20 protein-coding genes and 1 pseudogene are annotated in these 18,830 nt (G+C 64.7%); 17 read left to right on the top strand and 4 right to left on the bottom strand.

The annotated features are described in order from the left end of the window. On the top strand, window positions 1-1,282 hold a 1,282-nt coding region (locus WB785_RS16170), incomplete at its 5' end, for an amidase (RefSeq protein ID WP_424080330.1). A gap of 44 nt (window positions 1,283-1,326) precedes the next feature. Here the strand turns inward: WB785_RS16170 and WB785_RS16165 are convergent. After that, the gene (locus WB785_RS16165) at window positions 1,327-1,743 is read right to left on the bottom strand and encodes a MarR family winged helix-turn-helix transcriptional regulator (protein WP_424080329.1); all 417 of its coding nucleotides are present in this window, start codon (window positions 1,741-1,743) and stop codon (window positions 1,327-1,329) included. Window positions 1,744-1,788: 45 nt separating this feature from the next. Here WB785_RS16165 and WB785_RS16160 point away from each other — a divergent pair, with 45 nt between their 5' ends. Further along, on the top strand, window positions 1,789-2,484 hold the full coding sequence (locus WB785_RS16160; protein WP_424080328.1) for a class I SAM-dependent methyltransferase: 696 nt from the start codon (window positions 1,789-1,791) through the stop codon (window positions 2,482-2,484). 14 nt (window positions 2,485-2,498) lie between these two features. Here WB785_RS16160 and WB785_RS16155 read toward each other — a convergent pair whose 3' ends face one another. Beyond that, the gene (locus WB785_RS16155) at window positions 2,499-3,212 is read right to left on the bottom strand and encodes an HAD family hydrolase (protein ID WP_424080327.1); all 714 of its coding nucleotides are present in this window, start codon (window positions 3,210-3,212) and stop codon (window positions 2,499-2,501) included. Window positions 3,213-3,343: 131 nt separating this feature from the next. On the opposite strand from WB785_RS16155, the gene WB785_RS16150 reads away from it, so the two are divergent. From WB785_RS16150 to WB785_RS16130, 5 genes are all read left to right on the top strand, one after another. After that, a complete protein-coding gene (locus tag WB785_RS16150) occupies window positions 3,344-3,880 on the top strand; it encodes a DUF1360 domain-containing protein (RefSeq protein WP_424080326.1) in 537 nt (178 codons plus the stop codon). A gap of 25 nt (window positions 3,881-3,905) precedes the next feature. Next, window positions 3,906-4,319 (top strand): ChaB family protein, encoded by a 414-nt coding sequence (locus WB785_RS16145; RefSeq protein WP_424080325.1) that lies wholly within the window; start codon window positions 3,906-3,908, stop codon window positions 4,317-4,319. 34 nt (window positions 4,320-4,353) lie between these two features. Continuing rightward, the gene (locus tag WB785_RS16140) at window positions 4,354-6,462 is read left to right on the top strand and encodes a catalase (RefSeq protein ID WP_424080324.1); all 2,109 of its coding nucleotides are present in this window, start codon (window positions 4,354-4,356) and stop codon (window positions 6,460-6,462) included. 260 nt (window positions 6,463-6,722) lie between these two features. Further along, the gene (locus WB785_RS16135) at window positions 6,723-7,265 is read left to right on the top strand and encodes an MPT63 family protein (RefSeq protein ID WP_424080323.1); all 543 of its coding nucleotides are present in this window, start codon (window positions 6,723-6,725) and stop codon (window positions 7,263-7,265) included. 111 nt (window positions 7,266-7,376) lie between these two features. Continuing rightward, complete coding sequence (locus tag WB785_RS16130; protein WP_424080322.1) at window positions 7,377-8,312, top strand: lysophospholipid acyltransferase family protein; 936 nt, start codon at window positions 7,377-7,379, stop codon at window positions 8,310-8,312. 81 nt (window positions 8,313-8,393) lie between these two features. On the opposite strand, the gene WB785_RS16125 is transcribed toward WB785_RS16130, so the two are convergent. Further along, the gene (locus tag WB785_RS16125) at window positions 8,394-8,636 is read right to left on the bottom strand and encodes a CsbD family protein (RefSeq protein WP_424080321.1); all 243 of its coding nucleotides are present in this window, start codon (window positions 8,634-8,636) and stop codon (window positions 8,394-8,396) included. A 309-nt stretch (window positions 8,637-8,945) separates the two neighbouring features. Here WB785_RS16125 and WB785_RS16120 point away from each other — a divergent pair, with 309 nt between their 5' ends. From WB785_RS16120 to WB785_RS16090, 7 genes and pseudogenes are all read left to right on the top strand, one after another. After that, on the top strand, window positions 8,946-10,451 hold the full coding sequence (locus tag WB785_RS16120) for an FAD-dependent oxidoreductase (RefSeq protein WP_424080320.1): 1,506 nt from the start codon (window positions 8,946-8,948) through the stop codon (window positions 10,449-10,451). Window positions 10,452-10,610: 159 nt separating this feature from the next. Continuing rightward, window positions 10,611-11,402: a UMP kinase gene (pyrH, locus tag WB785_RS16115; RefSeq protein WP_424080319.1), complete on the top strand. Its 792-nt coding sequence runs from the start codon at window positions 10,611-10,613 to the stop codon at window positions 11,400-11,402. A gap of 62 nt (window positions 11,403-11,464) precedes the next feature. Next, complete coding sequence (gene frr / locus WB785_RS16110) at window positions 11,465-12,022, top strand: ribosome recycling factor (RefSeq protein WP_424080318.1); 558 nt, start codon at window positions 11,465-11,467, stop codon at window positions 12,020-12,022. A gap of 22 nt (window positions 12,023-12,044) precedes the next feature. Continuing rightward, on the top strand, window positions 12,045-12,971 hold the full coding sequence (locus WB785_RS16105) for a phosphatidate cytidylyltransferase (protein ID WP_424080317.1): 927 nt from the start codon (window positions 12,045-12,047) through the stop codon (window positions 12,969-12,971). Window positions 12,972-13,012: 41 nt separating this feature from the next. Then, the gene (gene rlmN / locus WB785_RS16100; protein WP_424080316.1) at window positions 13,013-14,092 is read left to right on the top strand and encodes a 23S rRNA (adenine(2503)-C(2))-methyltransferase RlmN; all 1,080 of its coding nucleotides are present in this window, start codon (window positions 13,013-13,015) and stop codon (window positions 14,090-14,092) included. Window positions 14,093-14,162: 70 nt separating this feature from the next. Continuing rightward, window positions 14,163-14,663: a redoxin domain-containing protein gene (locus tag WB785_RS16095; protein ID WP_424080315.1), complete on the top strand. Its 501-nt coding sequence runs from the start codon at window positions 14,163-14,165 to the stop codon at window positions 14,661-14,663. A gap of 19 nt (window positions 14,664-14,682) precedes the next feature. Beyond that, window positions 14,683-15,525: pseudogene (locus tag WB785_RS16090) on the top strand (cytochrome c biogenesis CcdA family protein); the annotation flags it as partial. Window positions 15,526-15,531: 6 nt separating this feature from the next. Here the strand turns inward: WB785_RS16090 and WB785_RS16085 are convergent. Next, a complete protein-coding gene (locus WB785_RS16085) occupies window positions 15,532-15,789 on the bottom strand; it encodes a DUF2631 domain-containing protein (protein ID WP_424080314.1) in 258 nt (85 codons plus the stop codon). 91 nt (window positions 15,790-15,880) lie between these two features. Here WB785_RS16085 and dxr point away from each other — a divergent pair, with 91 nt between their 5' ends. From dxr to WB785_RS16070, 3 genes are all read left to right on the top strand, one after another. After that, window positions 15,881-17,053: a 1-deoxy-D-xylulose-5-phosphate reductoisomerase gene (dxr, locus tag WB785_RS16080; protein ID WP_424080313.1), complete on the top strand. Its 1,173-nt coding sequence runs from the start codon at window positions 15,881-15,883 to the stop codon at window positions 17,051-17,053. Beyond that, window positions 17,050-18,255 (top strand): M50 family metallopeptidase, encoded by a 1,206-nt coding sequence (locus WB785_RS16075; RefSeq protein WP_424080312.1) that lies wholly within the window; start codon window positions 17,050-17,052, stop codon window positions 18,253-18,255. Before dxr ends, WB785_RS16075 begins: the two co-directional genes overlap by 4 nt. Then, on the top strand, window positions 18,252-18,830 hold a 579-nt coding region (locus WB785_RS16070; RefSeq protein ID WP_424080311.1), incomplete at its 3' end, for a flavodoxin-dependent (E)-4-hydroxy-3-methylbut-2-enyl-diphosphate synthase. The genes WB785_RS16075 and WB785_RS16070, both read left to right, overlap by 4 nt.

Below are 18,830 nucleotides of genomic sequence, written 5' to 3'. Positions count from 1 at the left end.
CCTCAACGCCACCTTGAACGGCTTGGCGTATCAGACATACGACCGAGCCCGCGCCGAAGCGGGTGCGCCTGCTAAGGCCGGTTTTTTCAGCGGCGTGCCGACCTTCATCAAGGACAACGTCGACGTCGCCGGGCTGCCGACGATGATGGGTACCGACGCGTGGACACCGCGGCCTGCCGACCTCGACGGCGAGTTCGCGCAGATGTACCTGGCCACCGGGATCACCCCGCTGGGCAAAACCCAGATGTCCGAGTACGGGTTCAGCGCATCCGCCGAACACCCGCGACTCGGACCGGTGCGCAATCCGTGGAACACCGACCACACCGCAGGTGCGTCCTCGTCGGGTTCCGGCGCCTTTGTCGCGGCGGGTGCGGTACCGATCGCACACGCCAACGACGGCGGTGGCTCAATTCGAATCCCCGCGTCCTGCAACGGACTTGTCGGATTGAAGCCGTCGCGCGGCCGGCTGCCACTGGACAAAGCAGTCAGCCGAATGCCGATTCGCCTCGTCACCAACGGGGTGGTCACCCGATCGGTGCGCGACACCGCGGCCTTTTTTCGGGAAGCCGAACGCATCTGGCCCGTCCCCAAGCTGCCGCCGATCGGGGATGTGCAGCATCCCGGCAAGCAGCGGCTGAGGATCGCCGTCATCACCCGCTCGCTCCTGCGCGAATGCAGCGCCGAAGTCCGCGAGCTCACGCTGAAAACCGCAGGGTTGCTCGAAGAACTCGGTCACCGTGTCGACCACGTCGAAAAGCCGCCGGTGCCAACCAGCTTCGCCTCTGATTTTTTGCTGTACTGGGGGCTGCTCGCCTTCGGCCAGATCCGTCTCAGCCGCAGCGCGGCCGGCTTCGACCGCAATCGGCTGGACAACCTGACCCTGGGCCTGGATCGGCTCGCTCGCCGCAACATGCACCGCTTGCCGCTGGCCCTCGTGCGTCTGCGCGGTGCGCGTCGGCACACGGCGCGCTTCGCCCGAACCTATGACGCGGTGTTGACCCCGACGCTGGCCGACGAGACGCCGCCGATCGGCTACCTCGACCCCACCGCCGACTACCAGCAGATCATCGACAGGCTGGAGAACTGGGTCGCGTTCACGCCGCTGCACAACGTGACGGGGGAGCCGGCTATCTCGTTGCCGCTGGGTGAGTCCGCCAACGGGTTGCCGGTGGGCATGATGTTCTCAGCGGACGTGGGAGCCGAAGGCAGGCTGTTGGAACTGGCTTACGAACTTGAAGAGGCCCGGCCGTGGGCCCGCATTCAGGACGCTGACGTTCGGTGACGATGCAGGCCGGGACGGCCTGCTGAGGAATCGCACCATCAGCCTCAGGACCCCAGCGCCGCCAACATCCGCTTGAACTCTCGCTGCTCGGCTGCAGACAGCTTGGCGAGCACACGGGCGTCGGCCTCCCGCACGGCGGCCTCGGCACGCTTCAGCAGCGCCCGGCCTGTTGCGGTCAGCGAGGCCGGCAGCGCGCGACCCGATGCCACCGACGCCGGCCTGCTCACCACCTGGGCGTTTTCCAACCTGTGCAGTACCGTGTTCATCGCCTGCGGCGACACGTTGCCCTCCCGGGACAGTTCAGCGCTGGACATTCCCGGCCTCATGGAAAGCATTCGCATACAGACGAATTCGGGCAACGTCAGACCGAGCGGGCTCAGCACCGCAGCCACTTCTGGTCGCAGTGTGGCGACCACCTGATATAGCAGATATCCCAAAGGTGCGTCGTGTACTGTGCTCATGTCAACCATCTTGACATATATCAGGCTGGTTGATATATATCGGATATGACTGAAACGCAGAAGTTCGATTTCGAATTCGATTCGGCCTACCGCGGCGAAGCCACCCAGTTCGGGTCGGGTATCCGGCCCCCGTGGAGTCTCGGTGAGCCGCAACCGGAGCTGGCGGCACTGATCGACCAGGGCAAGATCAAGGGCGACGTGCTCGATGCCGGCTGCGGCGAGGCGGCGCTGTCGCTGCATCTGGCGGCGTTGGGGCACAACACCGTCGGGCTGGATGCCTCACCCACCGCTATCGAATTGGCCAAGGCCGAGGCGGCTAAGCGGGGCTTGTCCAACGCCTCGTTCGAGGTGGCTGACATCACTGACTTCACTAGCTGGCCGACCGGTTCCGAAGGCCGGTTCGACACGATCGTCGACAGCACGCTGTTCCACTCGATGCCCGTCGAGCTGCGCGATGGCTACCAGCAATCCATCGTTCGCGCCGCCTCGCCGGGTGCGTCCTACTTCGTGCTGGTCTTCGACCGATCCGGAATACCCGTAGGCCCGCCCAACGCGGTCACCGAAGACGAGCTTCGTGATGTCGTGTCGCGGTACTGGGTCATCGACGAGATCCGGCCTGCCAGGATTCACGCCAACTTCCCCGACGGGGATCATCCCGATTCTCCTTTTGTGGACGTCCGTGATGAGGGCAACGGGCGCAAGTCAGCACCGGCCTGGCTGTTGTCAGCGCACCGGGGCTGACGCCGCGAAAGTCGTTACAGCCGAAGGAGTTGGCTGAACTCCTCCAGATGCGCCCGGACCTCTAGCGGTCCGGCGTAGATGGCCGCGGCGCCGGCGTGCTCCAGAGCCTCCCGCCCTATCCCGCCGGTGAGCACCGCCGCGGTGGGCACACCGGCGCGCCGGCCCGCGTGCACATCCCAGACGGTGTCGCCGAGCATCAGCGCTTCTGTTGGGTCGGCTTCGATGCGTTGCAGCGCGCTGGCGACGATGTCCGGATGCGGTTTCGCTCGCTCGGCGTCGGCCGCCGATGTCACCGCGCAGATCAGGTCTTCGGCGTCGAGCGCTTCGCGCAACACGGCGAGCTCCTGCTCGCCGGCCGAGGTGGCGAGTACCGCTCGCCAGCCCAGTTCCGCGATCGCCTCGAGCAACTCCCGCGCGCCGGGAAGCGGGCGCAGCGCCGGCGCGGCGTCGACGAAGTAGCGGGTGTGCAGCTTTTCGACGTGTGAGCTGTGTGCGTCGGCCAGTTCATCGCCGAGCAGAATGCGGACGAGTTCTGAACCTGATCGGCCGATCAGCCCGAGGATCCGCCAACATGGCACCTCCTTATCGACGTCGAGAAACGCACGGTGCCACGCCACCACGTGGTGAAAGTTGGAGTCGACCAACGTGCCGTCGACATCAAACAGGACAGCAGGTTTGCCGGCGTAAGCGAAACCGCGCGGGGTTTCGACATGGGTGGGTTGCACCATCGAGATAGACCTTTCGGTTGAGCCAGGGCAGCCGGTGGGTACCCCGCAAACGACGAAATCACGCAACGGCCCTGCAGCCAGTCGGGGCCCGCGGGGATTGTTCTACGCCGAACCGGGTAACCAGCGGTGCGATGGACAACGTGAGGAAAATGACTGGCGGTATGGCCGAGCGGGCCCGACAGGAGGCCGACGCCTATCGCGGCGACGACCCGCGACCGTTACGCGGTTATATCGGGGTGCTCGGCGTCTACAGCAGCGTGGTGCTGCTGACTGCGCTCATCGCGGCGGTTACCGGGCGCAAGCTGCCCGAGCGGTGGCACACACAGGACCTCGTCACGGTGACGCTGGGTTCCCACAAGCTATCCCGCGTCTTGACCAAGGACGCGGTAACCAGCCCGATCAGGGCACCGTTCACTCGTTACGCAGGCACGGGCGGCCCCGCCGAAGTGCACGAGGAAACGCGGCACTCCAGCCAGCTTCGGCACAGTTTGGGCGAGCTGCTCACATGCCCGTTCTGCCTGGACATGTGGGTGGCCACTGTGTTCGTCATCGGGTTGATATTCGCACCCAGGTTGACCCGTTTGATCGCAGGCACTTTCACCGCGCTGGCCGGTGCTGACTTTTTACAGCTGGCCTACGCAATGGCGCAGCAAGCAGCCGAGGGTTGACGACACCAGGATCGAGAGGTTAGCGATGCCGAAAACAACCAAGGGCGGCAAGCCCAAGAAGGACGAGTTGCCCAGCACACTGCGACGATCCAGCGCTAAAGCGCAACGCACGTTTAGCAAGGCGCACGACGCAGCCGCCGACGAGTACGGCAGCGAACAGCGCGCCCACCGTGTCGCCTACGCGGCGCTCAAGCACAGCTTCGAGAAAGTTGGCGACCGGTGGTTACCCAAGAAAAAGAAGGGCCCATCAGACAAGCGGGCCGAGCGCGGGGGTCTGAACAACCCCGTCCCCTCCGAGGAGGGAGTAGACGCCAACGCCAGCAAGAAACATCTGCTCGATGTTGCCCGCCGACTCGACATCCCCGGACGGTCGACGATGGGCAAGCCGGAATTGGTCGACGCGATCAAGAAGCACAACCGCAAGGTTCGCGGCCGGTAAAGCGCTGCAACGCGATTGGAGAAGGGGGTTCGCAATGACGACTAAAGACTCAGATGCAAAGCAAAAGCAGCTCGAGGGTTATCGCGTCGACCGGGCAGCCGAATACCTGACGACGCAGCAGGGCGTTCGGGTCGACCACACCGACGACTCGTTGAGCGTAGGCGAACGCGGACCCACGCTGCTGGAAGACTTTCACGCCCGCGAGAAGATCACCCACTTCGACCATGAGCGGATCCCGGAAAGGGTGGTGCACGCCCGTGGTGCCGGTGCATATGGATACTTCGAACCCTATGACGACTCACTGTCCGACTACACGGTCGCGAAATTCTTGACCACGCCCGGTAAGCAGACACCGGTGTTCGTGCGGTTCTCCACCGTGGCGGGCTCGCGCGGCTCGGCCGACACCGTTCGTGACGTTCGGGGCTTCGCCACCAAGTTCTACACCGACCAAGGCAACTACGATCTTGTCGGCAACAACTTCCCGGTCTTCTTCATCCAGGATGGCATCAAGTTTCCGGATTTCGTTCATGCGGTTAAACCCGAGCCGCACAACGAAATTCCGCAGGCGCAATCAGCGCATGACACGCTGTGGGACTTCGTATCGCTGCAGCCGGAAACCCTGCACACGATCATGTGGCTGATGTCGGATCGCGCGCTGCCGCGCAGCTACCGAATGATGGAGGGCTTCGGCGTGCACACGTTCCGCTTCGTCAACGCCAAGGGCGAGGGCACATTCGTGAAGTTCCACTGGAAGCCGCGGCTCGGGGTGCACTCGTTGGTGTGGGACGAATGCCAGAAAGTCGCCGGCAAAGACCCTGACTTCAACCGGCGCGACCTCTGGGATTGCATCGAGGCCGGCCAGTATCCCGAATGGGAACTCGGCGTGCAGCTGGTGCCGGAGAGCGACGAGTTCACGTTCGCCTTCGATCTGCTCGACGCGACGAAAATCATTCCGGAGGAGCAGGTTCCAGTCCGTCGGGTGGGCAAGATGGTGCTCAACCGCAACCCGGATAACTTCTTCGCCGAAACCGAACAGGTGGCCTTCCACACCGCCAACGTGGTCCCGGGCATCGATTTCACCAACGACCCGCTGCTGCAGTTCCGTAACTTCTCCTACCTCGACACCCAGCTGATCCGCTTGGGCGGCCCCAACTTTGCCCAGTTGCCGGTGAACCGGCCGGTCGCCGACGTGCACACCAACCAACACGACGGCTACAGCCAAATCGCTATCCCCAAGGGGCAAACCAGCTACTACAAGAACTCGCTGGGCGGTGGCTGCCCCGCACTGGCCGACGAGGACGTCTTCCGGCACTACACCCAAAAGGTGGACGGCCACAAGATCCGGCAACGGGCCGAGAGCTTCAAGGACTACTACAGCCAGGCGCGGATGTTTTGGAAGAGCATGTCCCCGGTCGAAGCCAAACACATTGTGGCCGCCTACGCCTTCGAGCTCGGCCACGTGGCGACAGTGGAAATCCGCTCGCGCGTCGTCGATCAACTCAACCTGATCGACCACGACCTGGCGAAGGAGGTCGCTGCTGAGCTCGGCCTGCCCGAGCCCGAGGAGCAGGCCGTCGACGACAAGCTACCGGCCTCACCCGCGCTCTCGCAGCTGAACACGACCACCGACAGCATCGAAAGCCGCAAGATCGCGGTGCTGGCCGCCGACGGCCTCGATGTGCGTGGAACCGAGCGGTTCGTCGAGGCGATGCGCAAACGTGGCGCGATAGCCGAGATATTGGCGCCCACCGCCGGCGGGACGCTCTCCGGCGGCTCGGGTGGCGAGATCGCGGTAGACCGGTCCTTCACCAGCGTTGCATCGGTTCTATACGACGCCGTGGTGGTGCCGTGCGGACCGAAGGCGATGGAGACGCTCGAAAGCGACGGGTACGCGTTGCATTTCGTCACCGAGGCCTACAAGCACCTCAAAGCGGTGGCGGCCTTCGGCGCGGGGATCGACCTGCTCCGCAAAGCCGGGGTCGACCAGCCGCTCGCCGACAGCACCGATGTCGTGGCTGCCGATGGTGTCGTGTCCACCACGGCCGCCCAGGACGACCTTTCGGATCAGTTCTTTGAAGAGTTCGCTGCTGCGCTTGCGAAGCACCGGGCCTGGGAGCGCGAAACCGACTCGGTCCCGGCCTGACCGGTCGCAGGGGCCGCACCGTCGCGGTCCGGATTTGGCCGCCAACCAGCAGTGAATGTCGTATCTGTAAGTCACCTGTGAAATGGCGGCGCCAGCGTTTCCGCTGGTAGCGGGGCCGCCGATCGTTGGCTTTGTGGGCCGCGGTGTTTGACTCAGGCGTGGGCGGGTATGGGAACCGATGTCCGGTGCCCGCCAGCAATAGCTCAATGGCGGGAGCCGCTCGCAGAAGGAACGAACGACACGGAACGAGAGGAGTTAGCGTGAAGTTCACCTCGACCATGGCAAAGACAGCAATCGGAGCTGCCGGAATCGCGACGGCGGGAGTTTTCACCGCGGCGACAGCCGCTGCGGCTCCGCCTACCATCCAAGGGTTCGGTACCAGCGAGCAGCTCATCGACGGTCCGATGACGACCGCCTACACGGTGAGCAACTTGCACCAGTCCAACGCCACGATCCCCGGCTACACCCCGAAGGGTCACCTCTACCAAGCGGACATCACCGCTCAGTCGAATGGCGGGACAGTCACGCCGCTGATCTCCGACTTCAGCGCGCGCGCTACCAACGGTCCCGCGGCCAACGTCCCTCCGGGCACCCCGCCCGTGGGTAACGGCACCGCAGGGAACGGCGCGACGTACCGCGTGATCGACACGGCCCAGGTTCCGAACGGGATCAACCCGGCGCCGATCACTCAGGGTAATCAGTCAAGCGGCACACTGTATTTCGACGTGACCGGGCCGCCGCCCAACGAGGTCGTCTACAACGACGGCGTGCAGGACGTCCTTGTTTGGACGAACAACACCTAACGCCAACGTTCAGTAGGCATTAGGCAACTTGTCGACCTCCCCGCGTCGTCCTTGACGCGGGGAGGCCGCATTTTCGAATCCGCTTCGCGCGGTAATCGATTGGAGCCAGGCATGAGTACTACCGATCACAGACCAGCCGATGTGCGCCAGCAGGCACAAGATCACGCCGAGAAGGCACGCGCCGCGATGGAGGATAAGCGCGATGCCCAAGATGGCGGCCTGAGCGGCTGGGTGGCCGAACGTGCCGGCGAATGGGACCTCAGCGGCCCAGATGAAGATGCAATGCAGCGCCAGAAGTTCTTCTGGAATGTGCTGGTGGACTATTGGTTTCGGATGGAAATCGACGGCTGGGAAAACATCGGAGACCCGCCCGCCTTGCTCATCGGTATCCACTCCGGCGCGCCGTTTGTGTGGGACGCCTGGACTGTCGGTGTGCAATGGTGGCGACGGTTCGGCCAGGAACGGACCCTGCACGGCACGGCTCACGATGCGCTGATGGCTATTCCGGGGATCGGCCGATACTTCCGCTCAATGGGCGTGTTACCGGCCGCGCCGGATGCCATTGCGACGGCGTTGGCCGAAGGACGCGATGTTGCGCTGTGGCCTGGCGGCGAGGTCGATTCGCTGCGACCATGGACTGAGCGCGACCAGGCAAATCTTGCTGGGCGAAAAGGTTTCGTGAAGATGGCGATTCGCGCCGGGGTGCCGATTGTGCCGATCGCGACGGTAGGAGGCGCCGATGCGATGCCGGTGCTGATTCGCGGCGATCGGCTTTCGCGGGCTTTGCAGTTGGACCGGCTGTTGCGGCTCAAGGTGTTTCCGCTCGCCGTCTCGCTGCCCTGGGGGATCGCACCCGCTGCGCTGCCGCAGCTGCCGCTGCCCGCGAAGATCAGGACGCGATTTATGCCGCCCGTCGAACTCGATCACGACCCGGCGCGCGCCGATGACGATGACTACGTCGAGCGTAAGTATCACGAGGTTGAAGACAGTATTCAGCGCGGAATGAATGCCCTTGCCCGCAAGCGGGCCCTGCCACTATTTGGCTGAAAGCCGCTGTCGGGAAAGCCTTTAGCTGAAGGTAATCGACGGGCCCGGACCGCTGGACCGGGCCCGCCCTAGTTCCAGCTACTAGTGCTGGTGGGACTCCTGTTTCTTTTCTGCCGCGTTGGCGCTGCCGCGCGCTGCTTCGGCTTCTGCTTCCCGCTTGGCAGCGTCGCGCTGAGCTTCGGCCTTGTCCTGCTGGGCCTTGCCCTCGCGGGCAAGGTCGTCTTGACCGAGTACGCTTCCGGCCGCTTCCTTGGCCTTACCCTTCACGCCTTCGACGACGCCGCGCACGCCTTCTTCGGGTCCACTCTTCTTGTCGTCCGACATGGAGTTCCTCCTCGTTGGCTCGTCTTACCGAGCTATCTCGCTCAGCCCCGGCCGATCTTCTAGACCGGTTCCGCGGCACGCGGCCGTCATTGGCTCTACCGTGCCGCGTGTCGGCGGATTCCCATCCCTCCGCACGCTCAAACCTCTTTGCCGGCCTAATAATCCGCGACTGATCGCGGGTGACCTCCTAACCGCTGGTAAGCGGGATGCAGTCAAATCTTGTGATGGCGGACACGGCCCACAGACACCAACTTCGGCGCACGGAACGCGCGGTTTCCGATACTCGATGCTCGGGTATGCGCCTAAACGATGACAACATCATTGTGGCTGGCCGACCGAAACGGACAGCATCAAGAAGCAAGTTTGGGTCAACCGTCCGCCGATGTAGTGGTCGTCGGTGCGGGCATCGCCGGCCTGGTGACGGCGGTGTTGCTGGCCAGGGCCGGCAAAGAGGTATTAGTGCTGGAGGCCCGCAGTGCCGGCGCGGTGACCACGGGTAATACCACCGGCAAAATCAGCTTGTTGCAAGGGACCACGGTGTCCAAGATCGTGGACCGTCACGGCGCGGACCTTGCCCGCGACTACGTAAAAGGAAATCGCGAGGGCCAGGATTGGCTGCTGCGGTACTGCGAAGCAAACAATATCTCGCTGCAGCACGAAGACGCCTATACCTATGCGCAGTCAGCGACGGAGGTGCCGTCAGCGCGCGCCGAGCTGGCAGCGTGCCAACTTGCCGGCCTCGACGTCGATTGGGAAGACGACGCCGGCGTTCCGTTTCCATACCACGGCGGTGTGCGTCTAGCTGACCAAGCTCAGTTCGATCCAATGCCTCTGCTAGACAGCCTGATTGGAGAACTCACCGATCGCGGAGGCCGGATCACAGAGGGTGCCCGCGTGCGTTCGGTGTCGCAGCATCACGACCGGGTGCAACTGCAGGTGCACACCGGCCAGGGCGACGTGGACGTCGACGCCGGGCACTGCGTACTTGCTACCGGCATCCCGATTCTGGATCGGGGCGGGTTTTTCGCGAGAGTCAAACCCAACAGGTCTTACTCCTTCGCATTCGACGTTCCGGGCGAAATCACCCGGCCGATGTTCATCTCCGCCGGTTCGCCGACCAGGTCGGTGCGCTATGCCCCGGTTAACGGCGGCGAGCGTCTCGTCGTGGCGGGTGCCGGGCACACCGTGGGCCGCAAGAGCCCCACGGCCGAGCTTGACGAGTTGTCGTCGTGGGCGCAGAAGCACTTTCCGGGTGCCGTGATGACACACCAATGGTCGGCGCAGGACTACACGCCAATCGACCGGCTACCTTATGTCGGTCCGATCTTGCCTGGTAGTGAAAAAATCTTTGTCGCAACGGGTTTCAATAAGTGGGGTCTCACCGCGGGGGTAGCGGCAGGACTGATCATCAGTAGCCGGATTCTGGGCGGACGAATGGACTGGGCGCGCGCGTTCGCCGCATGGAGCCCGCATGAGGTAACCGGCATCACGACGGCAATGCAAGCCAATCTCGAAGTCGGATTCCACATGACGAAAGGGTGGCTGATGCCGATCGCGCGGTTAGGCAGCTCCGTGCCCAGCGAAGGCGGCGTGGTGACCGGACCGCCCTGGCATTTGCAGGCGCGCTGCGCGGTTGACGGTGTGCAACACCAGGTTTCGCCGGTGTGCCCGCACTTGGGCGGCATCGTGAACTGGAATGAGGCCACCAAGTCCTGGGAATGCCCGTTGCACGGATCGCGATTCGCACCAGACGGGACGCTGCTGGAGGGTCCGGCCACTCGCGGCCTCACCGCATCCTCGGGAGACAGCAGCTAGGCCGGACAGATACGGGCCTCGACGTGGTGGTATTGACGCAACCGTCAGCAAGGGATTAGCGGCCGGACCTGCGCAGGACAATCCCGTTGACTCTTAGGACGCGCAGCCTGGCCATAAGGCAGGATGGACCCTGCTGTTTGGGATCATGCGAGGAGTCTGATGGCGGAGCAGGAGCCGACGAGCCCCAACGGCGCTGATGCATTTGCGCCGGACGAGGGTTACCCCGCCGGCAGTCCGGCGAGTCGGCCCAAGTACACCCGAGTGCTGCTCAAACTTGGCGGCGAGATGTTCGGCGGCGGGCAGGTCGGGCTGGATCCCGATGTGGTCGCGCTGGTCGCCCGCCAAATCGCCGAGGTCGTTCGTACCGGTGTTCAGATCGCCGTCGTCATCGGCGGCGGCAACTTCTTCCGCGGTGCGCAGCTTCAGCAACGCGGCATGGAGCGCACTCGTTCGGACTACATGGGGATGCTCGGCACTGTCATGAATAGCCTTGCGTTGCAAGACTTTTTAGAAAAAGAGGGCATCGTCACCCGGGTCCAAACCGCGATCACGATGGGCCAGGTTGCCGAGCCCTACATCCCGCTGCGAGCGCGGCGCCACCTGGAAAAAGGACGCGTGGTGATTTTCGGTGCCGGCATGGGGCTGCCGTATTTCTCGACCGACACCACGGCCGCGCAGCGGGCATTAGAGATCGGCGCCGACGTGGTCTTGATGGCCAAGGCGGTCGACGGCGTCTTCGCTGAGGATCCGCGAGTAAATCCCCGCGCCGAACTGCTCACCGCGATCACACATCGGGAAGTCATCGACCGAGGCCTGCGGGTGGCCGATGCAACCGCCTTCAGTTTGTGCATGGACAATGGCATGCCGATTCTGGTGTTCAACCTGCTGACCGACGGCAATATTGCTCGCGCGGTCGCGGGTGAGAAGATCGGAACGCTGGTCACCACCTGACGGGAGCGGCGCAGACACGCGCTGCGACCACGCAGAGTGCGATGAGGAGGAGCGGGGCAGAGATGATTGACGAGACCCTCTTCGATGCCGAAGAGAAGATGGAGAAAGCGGTATCGGTCAGTCGTGACGACTTGTCCACCATCCGGACCGGCCGCGCCAATCCCGGCATGTTCTCCCGCATCGTTATCGACTACTACGGTTCGGCCACCCCGATCACCCAGCTTGCCAGCATTAACGTTCCCGAAGCGCGCTTAGTGGTCATCAAGCCCTACGAGGCGAGCCAGCTCGGGCCCATCGAGACGGCGATTCGCAACTCCGACCTGGGCCTGAATCCGACCAACGACGGCACGCTGATCCGGGTCGCGGTGCCCCAGCTCACCGAGGAACGCCGCCGCGAACTCGTCAAGCAAGCCAAGTCCAAGGGCGAAGACGCCAGGGTCTCGGTGCGCAACATCCGCCGCAAGGCGATGGAGGAATTGCATCGCATCAAAAAGGAGGGCGAGGCCGGCGAGGACGAGGTCGCCCGCGCAGAGAAGGACCTGGACAAGACCACACATCAGTACGTGACCCAGATCGATGAGCTGGTCAAGCACAAAGAAGGCGAGCTGCTGGAGGTCTAACGGCCCTCAGCAAACGACGGCCGTGGCAGAAACGGATACCGGCGCAGACAGCCCGGCTGAGGGTGCGGTGCCGGAGCCCTTGGCGAAGGGGCAGAAGAAGCCGAAGAAGTCTCGGGCCGGCCGAAACCTCCCGGCTGCGATCGCGGTCGGGGCGGCTATCGGCCTCACGATCATCGCGATCTTGATATTCGATCGATACCTGTGGGTCCCACTGGTCGCCGCCGCCATTGCGATGGCGACCCATGAGGTGGTGCGGCGGCTGCGTGCGGCCGGTTACGTCATACCGATCATTCCGCTGCTGATCGGCGGACAAGCCATGGTGTGGTTGACCTGGCCGTTTCACGCGGCCGGCGCGCTGGCCGGATTCGGCGCCACGGCCGTGGTGTGCATGTTCTGGCGGCTAGCGCTCACCGGCACGCCCGCGTCGGATGGCTCCACCAGTGCCGACTCTTCGCCGAACTTCCTGAGGGACGTGGCGGCCACCGTCTTCTTGGCCGCCTGGGTGCCGTTGTTCGCGTCATTCAGTGTGCTGCTGGTCTATCCCGACGACGGATCGGGGCGGGTGTTTTGCCTGATGATCGGCGTGGTCGCTTCGGACGTTGGCGGCTACGCGGTGGGCGTGCTGTTCGGCAAGCATCCGATGGTGCCGTCGATCAGCCCGAAAAAGTCCTGGGAGGGACTTGCCGGTTCGCTGTTGTTGGGGGTCACCGCGACCGCGCTGACGGCGGTCCTCCTGGCTCACAAACCCATCTGGGTCGGGGTGCTGCTGGGCTTCACCTTGGTCGCCACCGCGACCTTCGGCGACTTGGTGGAATCACAAATCAAGCGTGACCTGGGCATCAAGGACATGGGCCGGATTCTGCCCGGCCACGGCGGGCTGATGGACCGACTGGATGGAGCCTTGCCCTCGGCGGTTGCGACCTGGATCGTCCTGACGCTGGTGCCCTGACCGCCGCTGCCAGTGCGCGGAGGGCCGATACTGGTCGTGAGATGAAGCAAGAATTGGTATTCGACGCACCGCGCCGCGGGCTGCCGCCGCGGCACCTGGCCGACCTCGACGAGGCCGAGCGCGTCGACGCCGTCGCGGCGCTGGGCCTGCCGCCGTTTCGCGCCAAACAACTCGCCCACCAATACTACGGTCGGCTGATCGCCGACCCCCAGCAGATGACCGACCTGCCGGCTGCGGTCCGCGGTCAGGTCGGCGAGGCCCTTTTTCCGAACCTGCTGACTGCCACCCGGGAAATCGCTTGCGACGCAGGCCAAACCCGCAAGACGCTGTGGCGGGCGGCCGACGGCAGCACCTTCGAGTCGGTACTGATGCGTTACCCGCAGCGCAACACCGTCTGCATTTCGTCGCAGGCCGGCTGCGGGATGGCGTGCCCGTTCTGCGCTACCGGCCAGGGTGGTCTGACGCGAAACCTGTCGACCGCCGAGATCGTGGAACAAGTACGTGCGGCGGCCGCGGCGGTGCGGGACGACTGGGGAGACCGGTTGTCGAATGTGGTGTTCATGGGGATGGGGGAACCGTTGGCCAACTACGCCAGGGTGCTCGGCGCGGTTCGCCGCATCACGCAGGGTTTCGGGATTTCGGCGCGATCGGTCACGGTGTCGACGGTCGGACTGGCCCCGGCGATCCGCAAACTTGCCGACGAGCGGCTCGGGGTGACGTTAGCGCTGTCGCTGCACGCCCCGGACGACGAATTGCGCGACACGCTGGTGCCGGTCAACAACCGGTGGAAGATCGGCGAAGCGCTCGATGCGGCTTGCTATTACGCCGACGTGACGGGCCGGCGAGTTTCGGTGGAATACGCGCTGATTCGCGACGTCAACGACCAGCCGTGGCGCGCAGATCTGCTGGGCAAGCGGCTGCATCGCGTTCTGGGTCCGCTGGTGCACGTGAACCTCATCCCTCTGAACCCGACGCCCGGCAGCGATTGGGACGCCAGCCCGAAGCCCGCGCAGCGCGAGTTCGTCCGGCGCATCCGCGCCGCCGGGGTGCCTTGCACGGTGCGAGACACCCGCGGTCGTGAGATCGCAGCCGCGTGTGGCCAGCTCGCCGCCGGCGGCTGAGCACACCCGCGTGAACCGGACGATAGGCGCGCGCGTCTCCACTGTGTAGGTCAGCAAAGGAGACGAGCAAATGAGAGTCCGACTCTTGCTTGGAAGATTGGCGCTCGGCCTAGCCGCTGCCGCCTTGGTTTTTGGGCTGAGCAGCGCGCCGCGGGCGCTGGCGGCCGACGATCGTTTGCAGTTCAGCGGGACCACACTGTCCGGTGCGCCCTTCAGCGGTGCAGGCTTATTGGGAAAGCGCGCGGTGCTGTGGTTTTGGACGCCGTGGTGTCCATTCTGCAACGGCGAAGCACCTAGTCTAAGCCAAGTGGCCGCCGCTAATCCGGGAGTCACGTTCGTCGGCGTCGCGGCGCACTCCGACGTTGCGGCGATGCAGAACTTTGTCTCGAAGTACCACCTGAACTTCACCAATCTCAATGACGCCGACGGCTCGATCTGGGCCGCCTACAACGTGCCCTGGCAGCCGGCGTGGGTGTTCTACAACTCCGACGGGTCATCCGCGTTTGTAAACAACCCCACGGCGGCGATGTCGCAGCAGGAGTTGGCCGACCGGGTGACGACGCTGAAGTAGCTCATTCGTGGAGCCACTCGTGGACCAAGGCCTCATCAGCTTGGCGTTCGCTGCCGGATTGGTCGCGGCACTGAATCCCTGCGGGTTTGCCATGCTGCCCGCCTACCTCGTTCTGGTGGTACGCGGGGAGGGCGCCAACGGCCCGGGATTGGCCGCGGTCGGCCGGGCGTTGGCGGCCACCGGCGGGATGGCCCTGGGATTTTTGACGGTGTTCGGGCTGTTCGGAGCGCTCACCATATCGGCGGGCACCACCGTGCAGCGGTACCTGCCGTATCTGGTCGTGGTGATCGCCATTGTGCTTGTCGCCCTGGGTATTTGGCTTCTGCTAGGTCGAGAGCTGACGGTATTGTCCTCCCGGTATCCGGGCGGCCGATGGGCTCCGACTGCTCGACTTGGGTCCATGTATGGCTACGGCGTGAGCTATGCGATCGCCTCGCTGTCATGCACGGTGGGCCCGTTTTTGGCGGTCACCGCCGCCGGCTTGCGCCGTGGCTCGCTGATCGGGAGCGCGTCAATCTATCTCGGCTACATCACCGGTCTCACCCTGGTCATCGGTGTGCTGGCGGTTGCCGCAGCGGTCGCGAGTTCGGCGGTGGTGAATCGGCTACGGCGAATCTTGCCGTACGTCAATCGGATCAGCGGGGTGGTGCTGGTCGTTGTTGGGCTCTATGTGGGTTACTACGCCCTCTACGAGATCCGGCTGCGTACCGCCGACGGCCTCACGCCCGATACGTTCCTCGCCACGATCGGCCGCATACAGGGCGCGGCTGCCGGGTGGGTGCATCAGCACGGTGCATGGCCGTGGATGCTGGCGTTCGCGGTGCTGGTGGTGTGTGCACTAGTCGCCGCAGGCCGCCGACGTACGGCGCTACCTGAGCCAGCCGCGTCGGCGTCCCCACCAGTCACGCACGACGAAAAACAGCACCACGGCCGCGAAGCCGATCAAGTACAAGTTCTCGATGCGGCCGACATGGTTGCCGTCCAGCATCGCCAGCAACAGGCCGGCGATGCATAGCCCCACGATGCGCCAGTTGCGGTGGTTGATTCTGCTCCAGCCCCAATGTGCGGACGGCACATCAGCGACGTCGACCCCGCTGCTGTAGCGCTCCACCTCGGTACTGGCCACGGCGACTCCTCCGCTCGAAATAATCAACGCTTCGACATTCTGGCATACAGAGATTTGTCGGGGACCTCGGCGGCGCTGGCACAATAAGTGGGTGACTCCCCACGTGGACGGCCGTCGGAGGGTCTTGGTGCTGGGCAGCACCGGCTCTATCGGCACCCAGGCGTTGGAGGTCATCGCCGCCAACCCGGATCGGTTCGAGCTGGTCGGCCTCGCCGCCGGCGGCGGGCATCCGGAGCTGCTCGCCCGGCAGCGCGCCGAAACCGGCGTAACCAATGTCGCCGTCGCAGACGAGCGCGCCGCGCACGCCATCGGCGACGTCACCTACCGCGGGCCCGAGGCGGTCACCGGGCTGATCGAGAACACCGAGGCCGACATCGTGCTCAACGCGCTGGTCGGCGCGCTCGGGCTACAGCCCACGCTGACAGCGCTGGCGTCGGGTGTCCGGCTGGCCCTGGCCAACAAGGAGTCCCTGATCGCCGGCGGTCCGCTGGTGCTGCAGGCCGCCCAGCCGGGCCAGATCGTGCCGGTGGACTCCGAACACTCCGCGCTGGCTCAATGCCTGCGGGGCGGCTCGCCAGACGAGGTCGCCAAGCTGGTGCTCACTGCCTCAGGCGGGCCGTTCCGCGGCTGGTCGGCCGCCGACCTCGAGCACGTCACACCCGAGCAGGCCGGCGCGCATCCGACCTGGTCGATGGGGCCGATGAACACCTTGAACTCGGCGTCGCTGGTCAACAAGGGCCTTGAGCTGATTGAAGCCCATCTGCTGTTCGGCATCCCCTACCGGCGCATCGAGGTCGTCGTGCACCCGCAGTCGATCGTGCATTCGATGGTGACGTTCACCGACGGCTCGACGATTGCGCAGGCCAGCCCGCCCGACATGAAACTGCCCATTGCGCTGGCGCTGGGCTGGCCGGACCGGGTTCCTGCGGTGGCGCCGGCCTGCGACTTCTCCACCGCATCGAGCTGGGATTTCGAGCCGCTGGACAACAAGGTTTTTCCGGCCGTCGAGCTGGCCCGACAGGCCGGTGAGGCGGGCGGCTGCATGACCGCGGTGTACAACGCCGCCAACGAAGAGGCGGCCGAGGCATTCCTGGCCGGTCGGATCGGCTTCCCGGCCATCGTGCGCACGATCGCCGAGGTCCTGAGCGCCGCCGACCAATGGAGCGCCGCACCCGCTACCGTGGAAGACGTACTCGACGCGCAGCGCTGGGCCCGCGAACGGGCCGAGCATGCGGTCACACAGGAGGTTCTACCAACGCGATGATGTTCGTTATCGGCATCGTGCTGTTCGCGCTCGCCATCCTGATCTCGGTGGCGTTGCACGAATGCGGTCACATGGGGGTCGCGCTTGCGACCGGGATGAAGGTGCGCCGCTATTTCGTCGGCTTCGGCCCGACGCTGTGGTCGACAAGCCGCGGCGAGACGGAGTATGGCGTCAAGGCCATCCCGGCCGGCGGGTTCTGCGATATCGCGGGCATGACGTCGGTCGAGGAGCTCGCGCCGGACGAGCATGACCGCGCGATGTACAAGCAGAAGACCTGGAAGCGGGTCGCGGTGTTGTTCGCCGGTCCTGGCGCGAACTTCATCATCGGCTTGGTGCTGATCTACGCCATCGCAGTCATGTGGGGACTGCCGAACCTGCATCCCTCCGCAGTCATCGGTCAAACCGCTTGTGCAGCTTCGGAATACAAGCAAGGCCAGTTCGACAAGTGCGCCGGAGACGGACCGGCGGCCGCTGCCGGAATCCGAGCCGGCGACGTGGTACTCAAGGTCGGCGACACCCCGGTTACCGACTTCTCCGACATGGCCGCCGCAGTGCAGAAACTGCACGGCACCGTTCCGATCGTGATCATGCGCGACGGCCAAACAATGACCAAATACGTCGACATCACGCAGCGGCAGCGCTGGGTGCCCGACAGCAACGGCGGCACCAAGCCGTCGACGATCGGGGTGATGGGCGTAGTGGGCTCCGCACCCGGGCCGACCCAATACAACGTGATCACCGCGGTACCGGCCACGTTCACCTTCACCGGCAATCTGTCGGTTCTGCTGGGCAAGTCGCTGGTCGCCATCCCGACCAAAATCGGCGCGCTGGTGCACGCGATCGGCGGAGGGCAGCGTTCCCTCGATACGCCGATCAGCGTCGTCGGCGCCAGCATCATCGGTGGCGATACCGTCGACCATGGCGTCTGGATGGCGTTCTGGCTGTTCTTGGCGCAGCTGAACTTCATCCTGGGTGTCATCAACTTGCTGCCGTTGCTGCCGTTCGACGGCGGGCACATCGCGATCGCGGTATTTGAAAAGCTGCGCAATATGGTCCGGTCGGCTCGCGGCATGGTCGCCGCAGCGCCTGTCAACTACCTCAAGCTGATGCCCGCTACCTACGTAGTGTTGGTCCTGGTCGTCGGCTACATGCTATTGACCGTCACCGCCGACGTTGTCAACCCGATTAGGTTGTTCCAGTGACCACAGGTCTGGGTATGCCCGCAGCCCCGGCGCCCACGCTGGCGCCGCGACGCAAGACGCGGCAGCTGATGGTCCGCGATGTGGGGGTGGGCAGCGATTACCCGATTTCAGTGCAGTCGATGTGCACCACCAAGACACACGACATCAACTCGACCCTGCAGCAGATCGCCGAGCTGACCGCTACCGGCTGCGACATCGTCCGGGTGGCTTGCCCACGCCAGGAAGACGCCGACGCGCTGCCGGCGATCGCCAAGAAAAGCCAGATCCCGGTCATCGCCGACATCCATTTCCAGCCTAAGTACATCTTCGCCGCGATCGATGCCGGCTGCGCTGCGGTGCGGGTAAACCCCGGCAACATCAAGGAATTCGACGGCCGGGTCGGCGAGGTCGCGAAGGCCGCGGGCGCGGCAGGAATCCCGATCCGCATCGGCGTCAACGCCGGCTCGCTGGACAAGCGGTTCATGGAGAAGTACGGCAAGGCCACGCCGGAGGCGCTGGTCGAGTCGGCGCTGTGGGAGGCCTCGCTGTTCGAGGAGCACGGCTTCGGCAACATCAAGATCAGCGTCAAGCACAAC

The organism is Mycobacterium sp. (genome assembly GCF_049585075.1).
Taxonomy (GTDB): domain Bacteria; phylum Actinomycetota; class Actinomycetes; order Mycobacteriales; family Mycobacteriaceae; genus Mycobacterium.
This window is presented reverse-complemented; position numbering and strand designations above follow the sequence as displayed.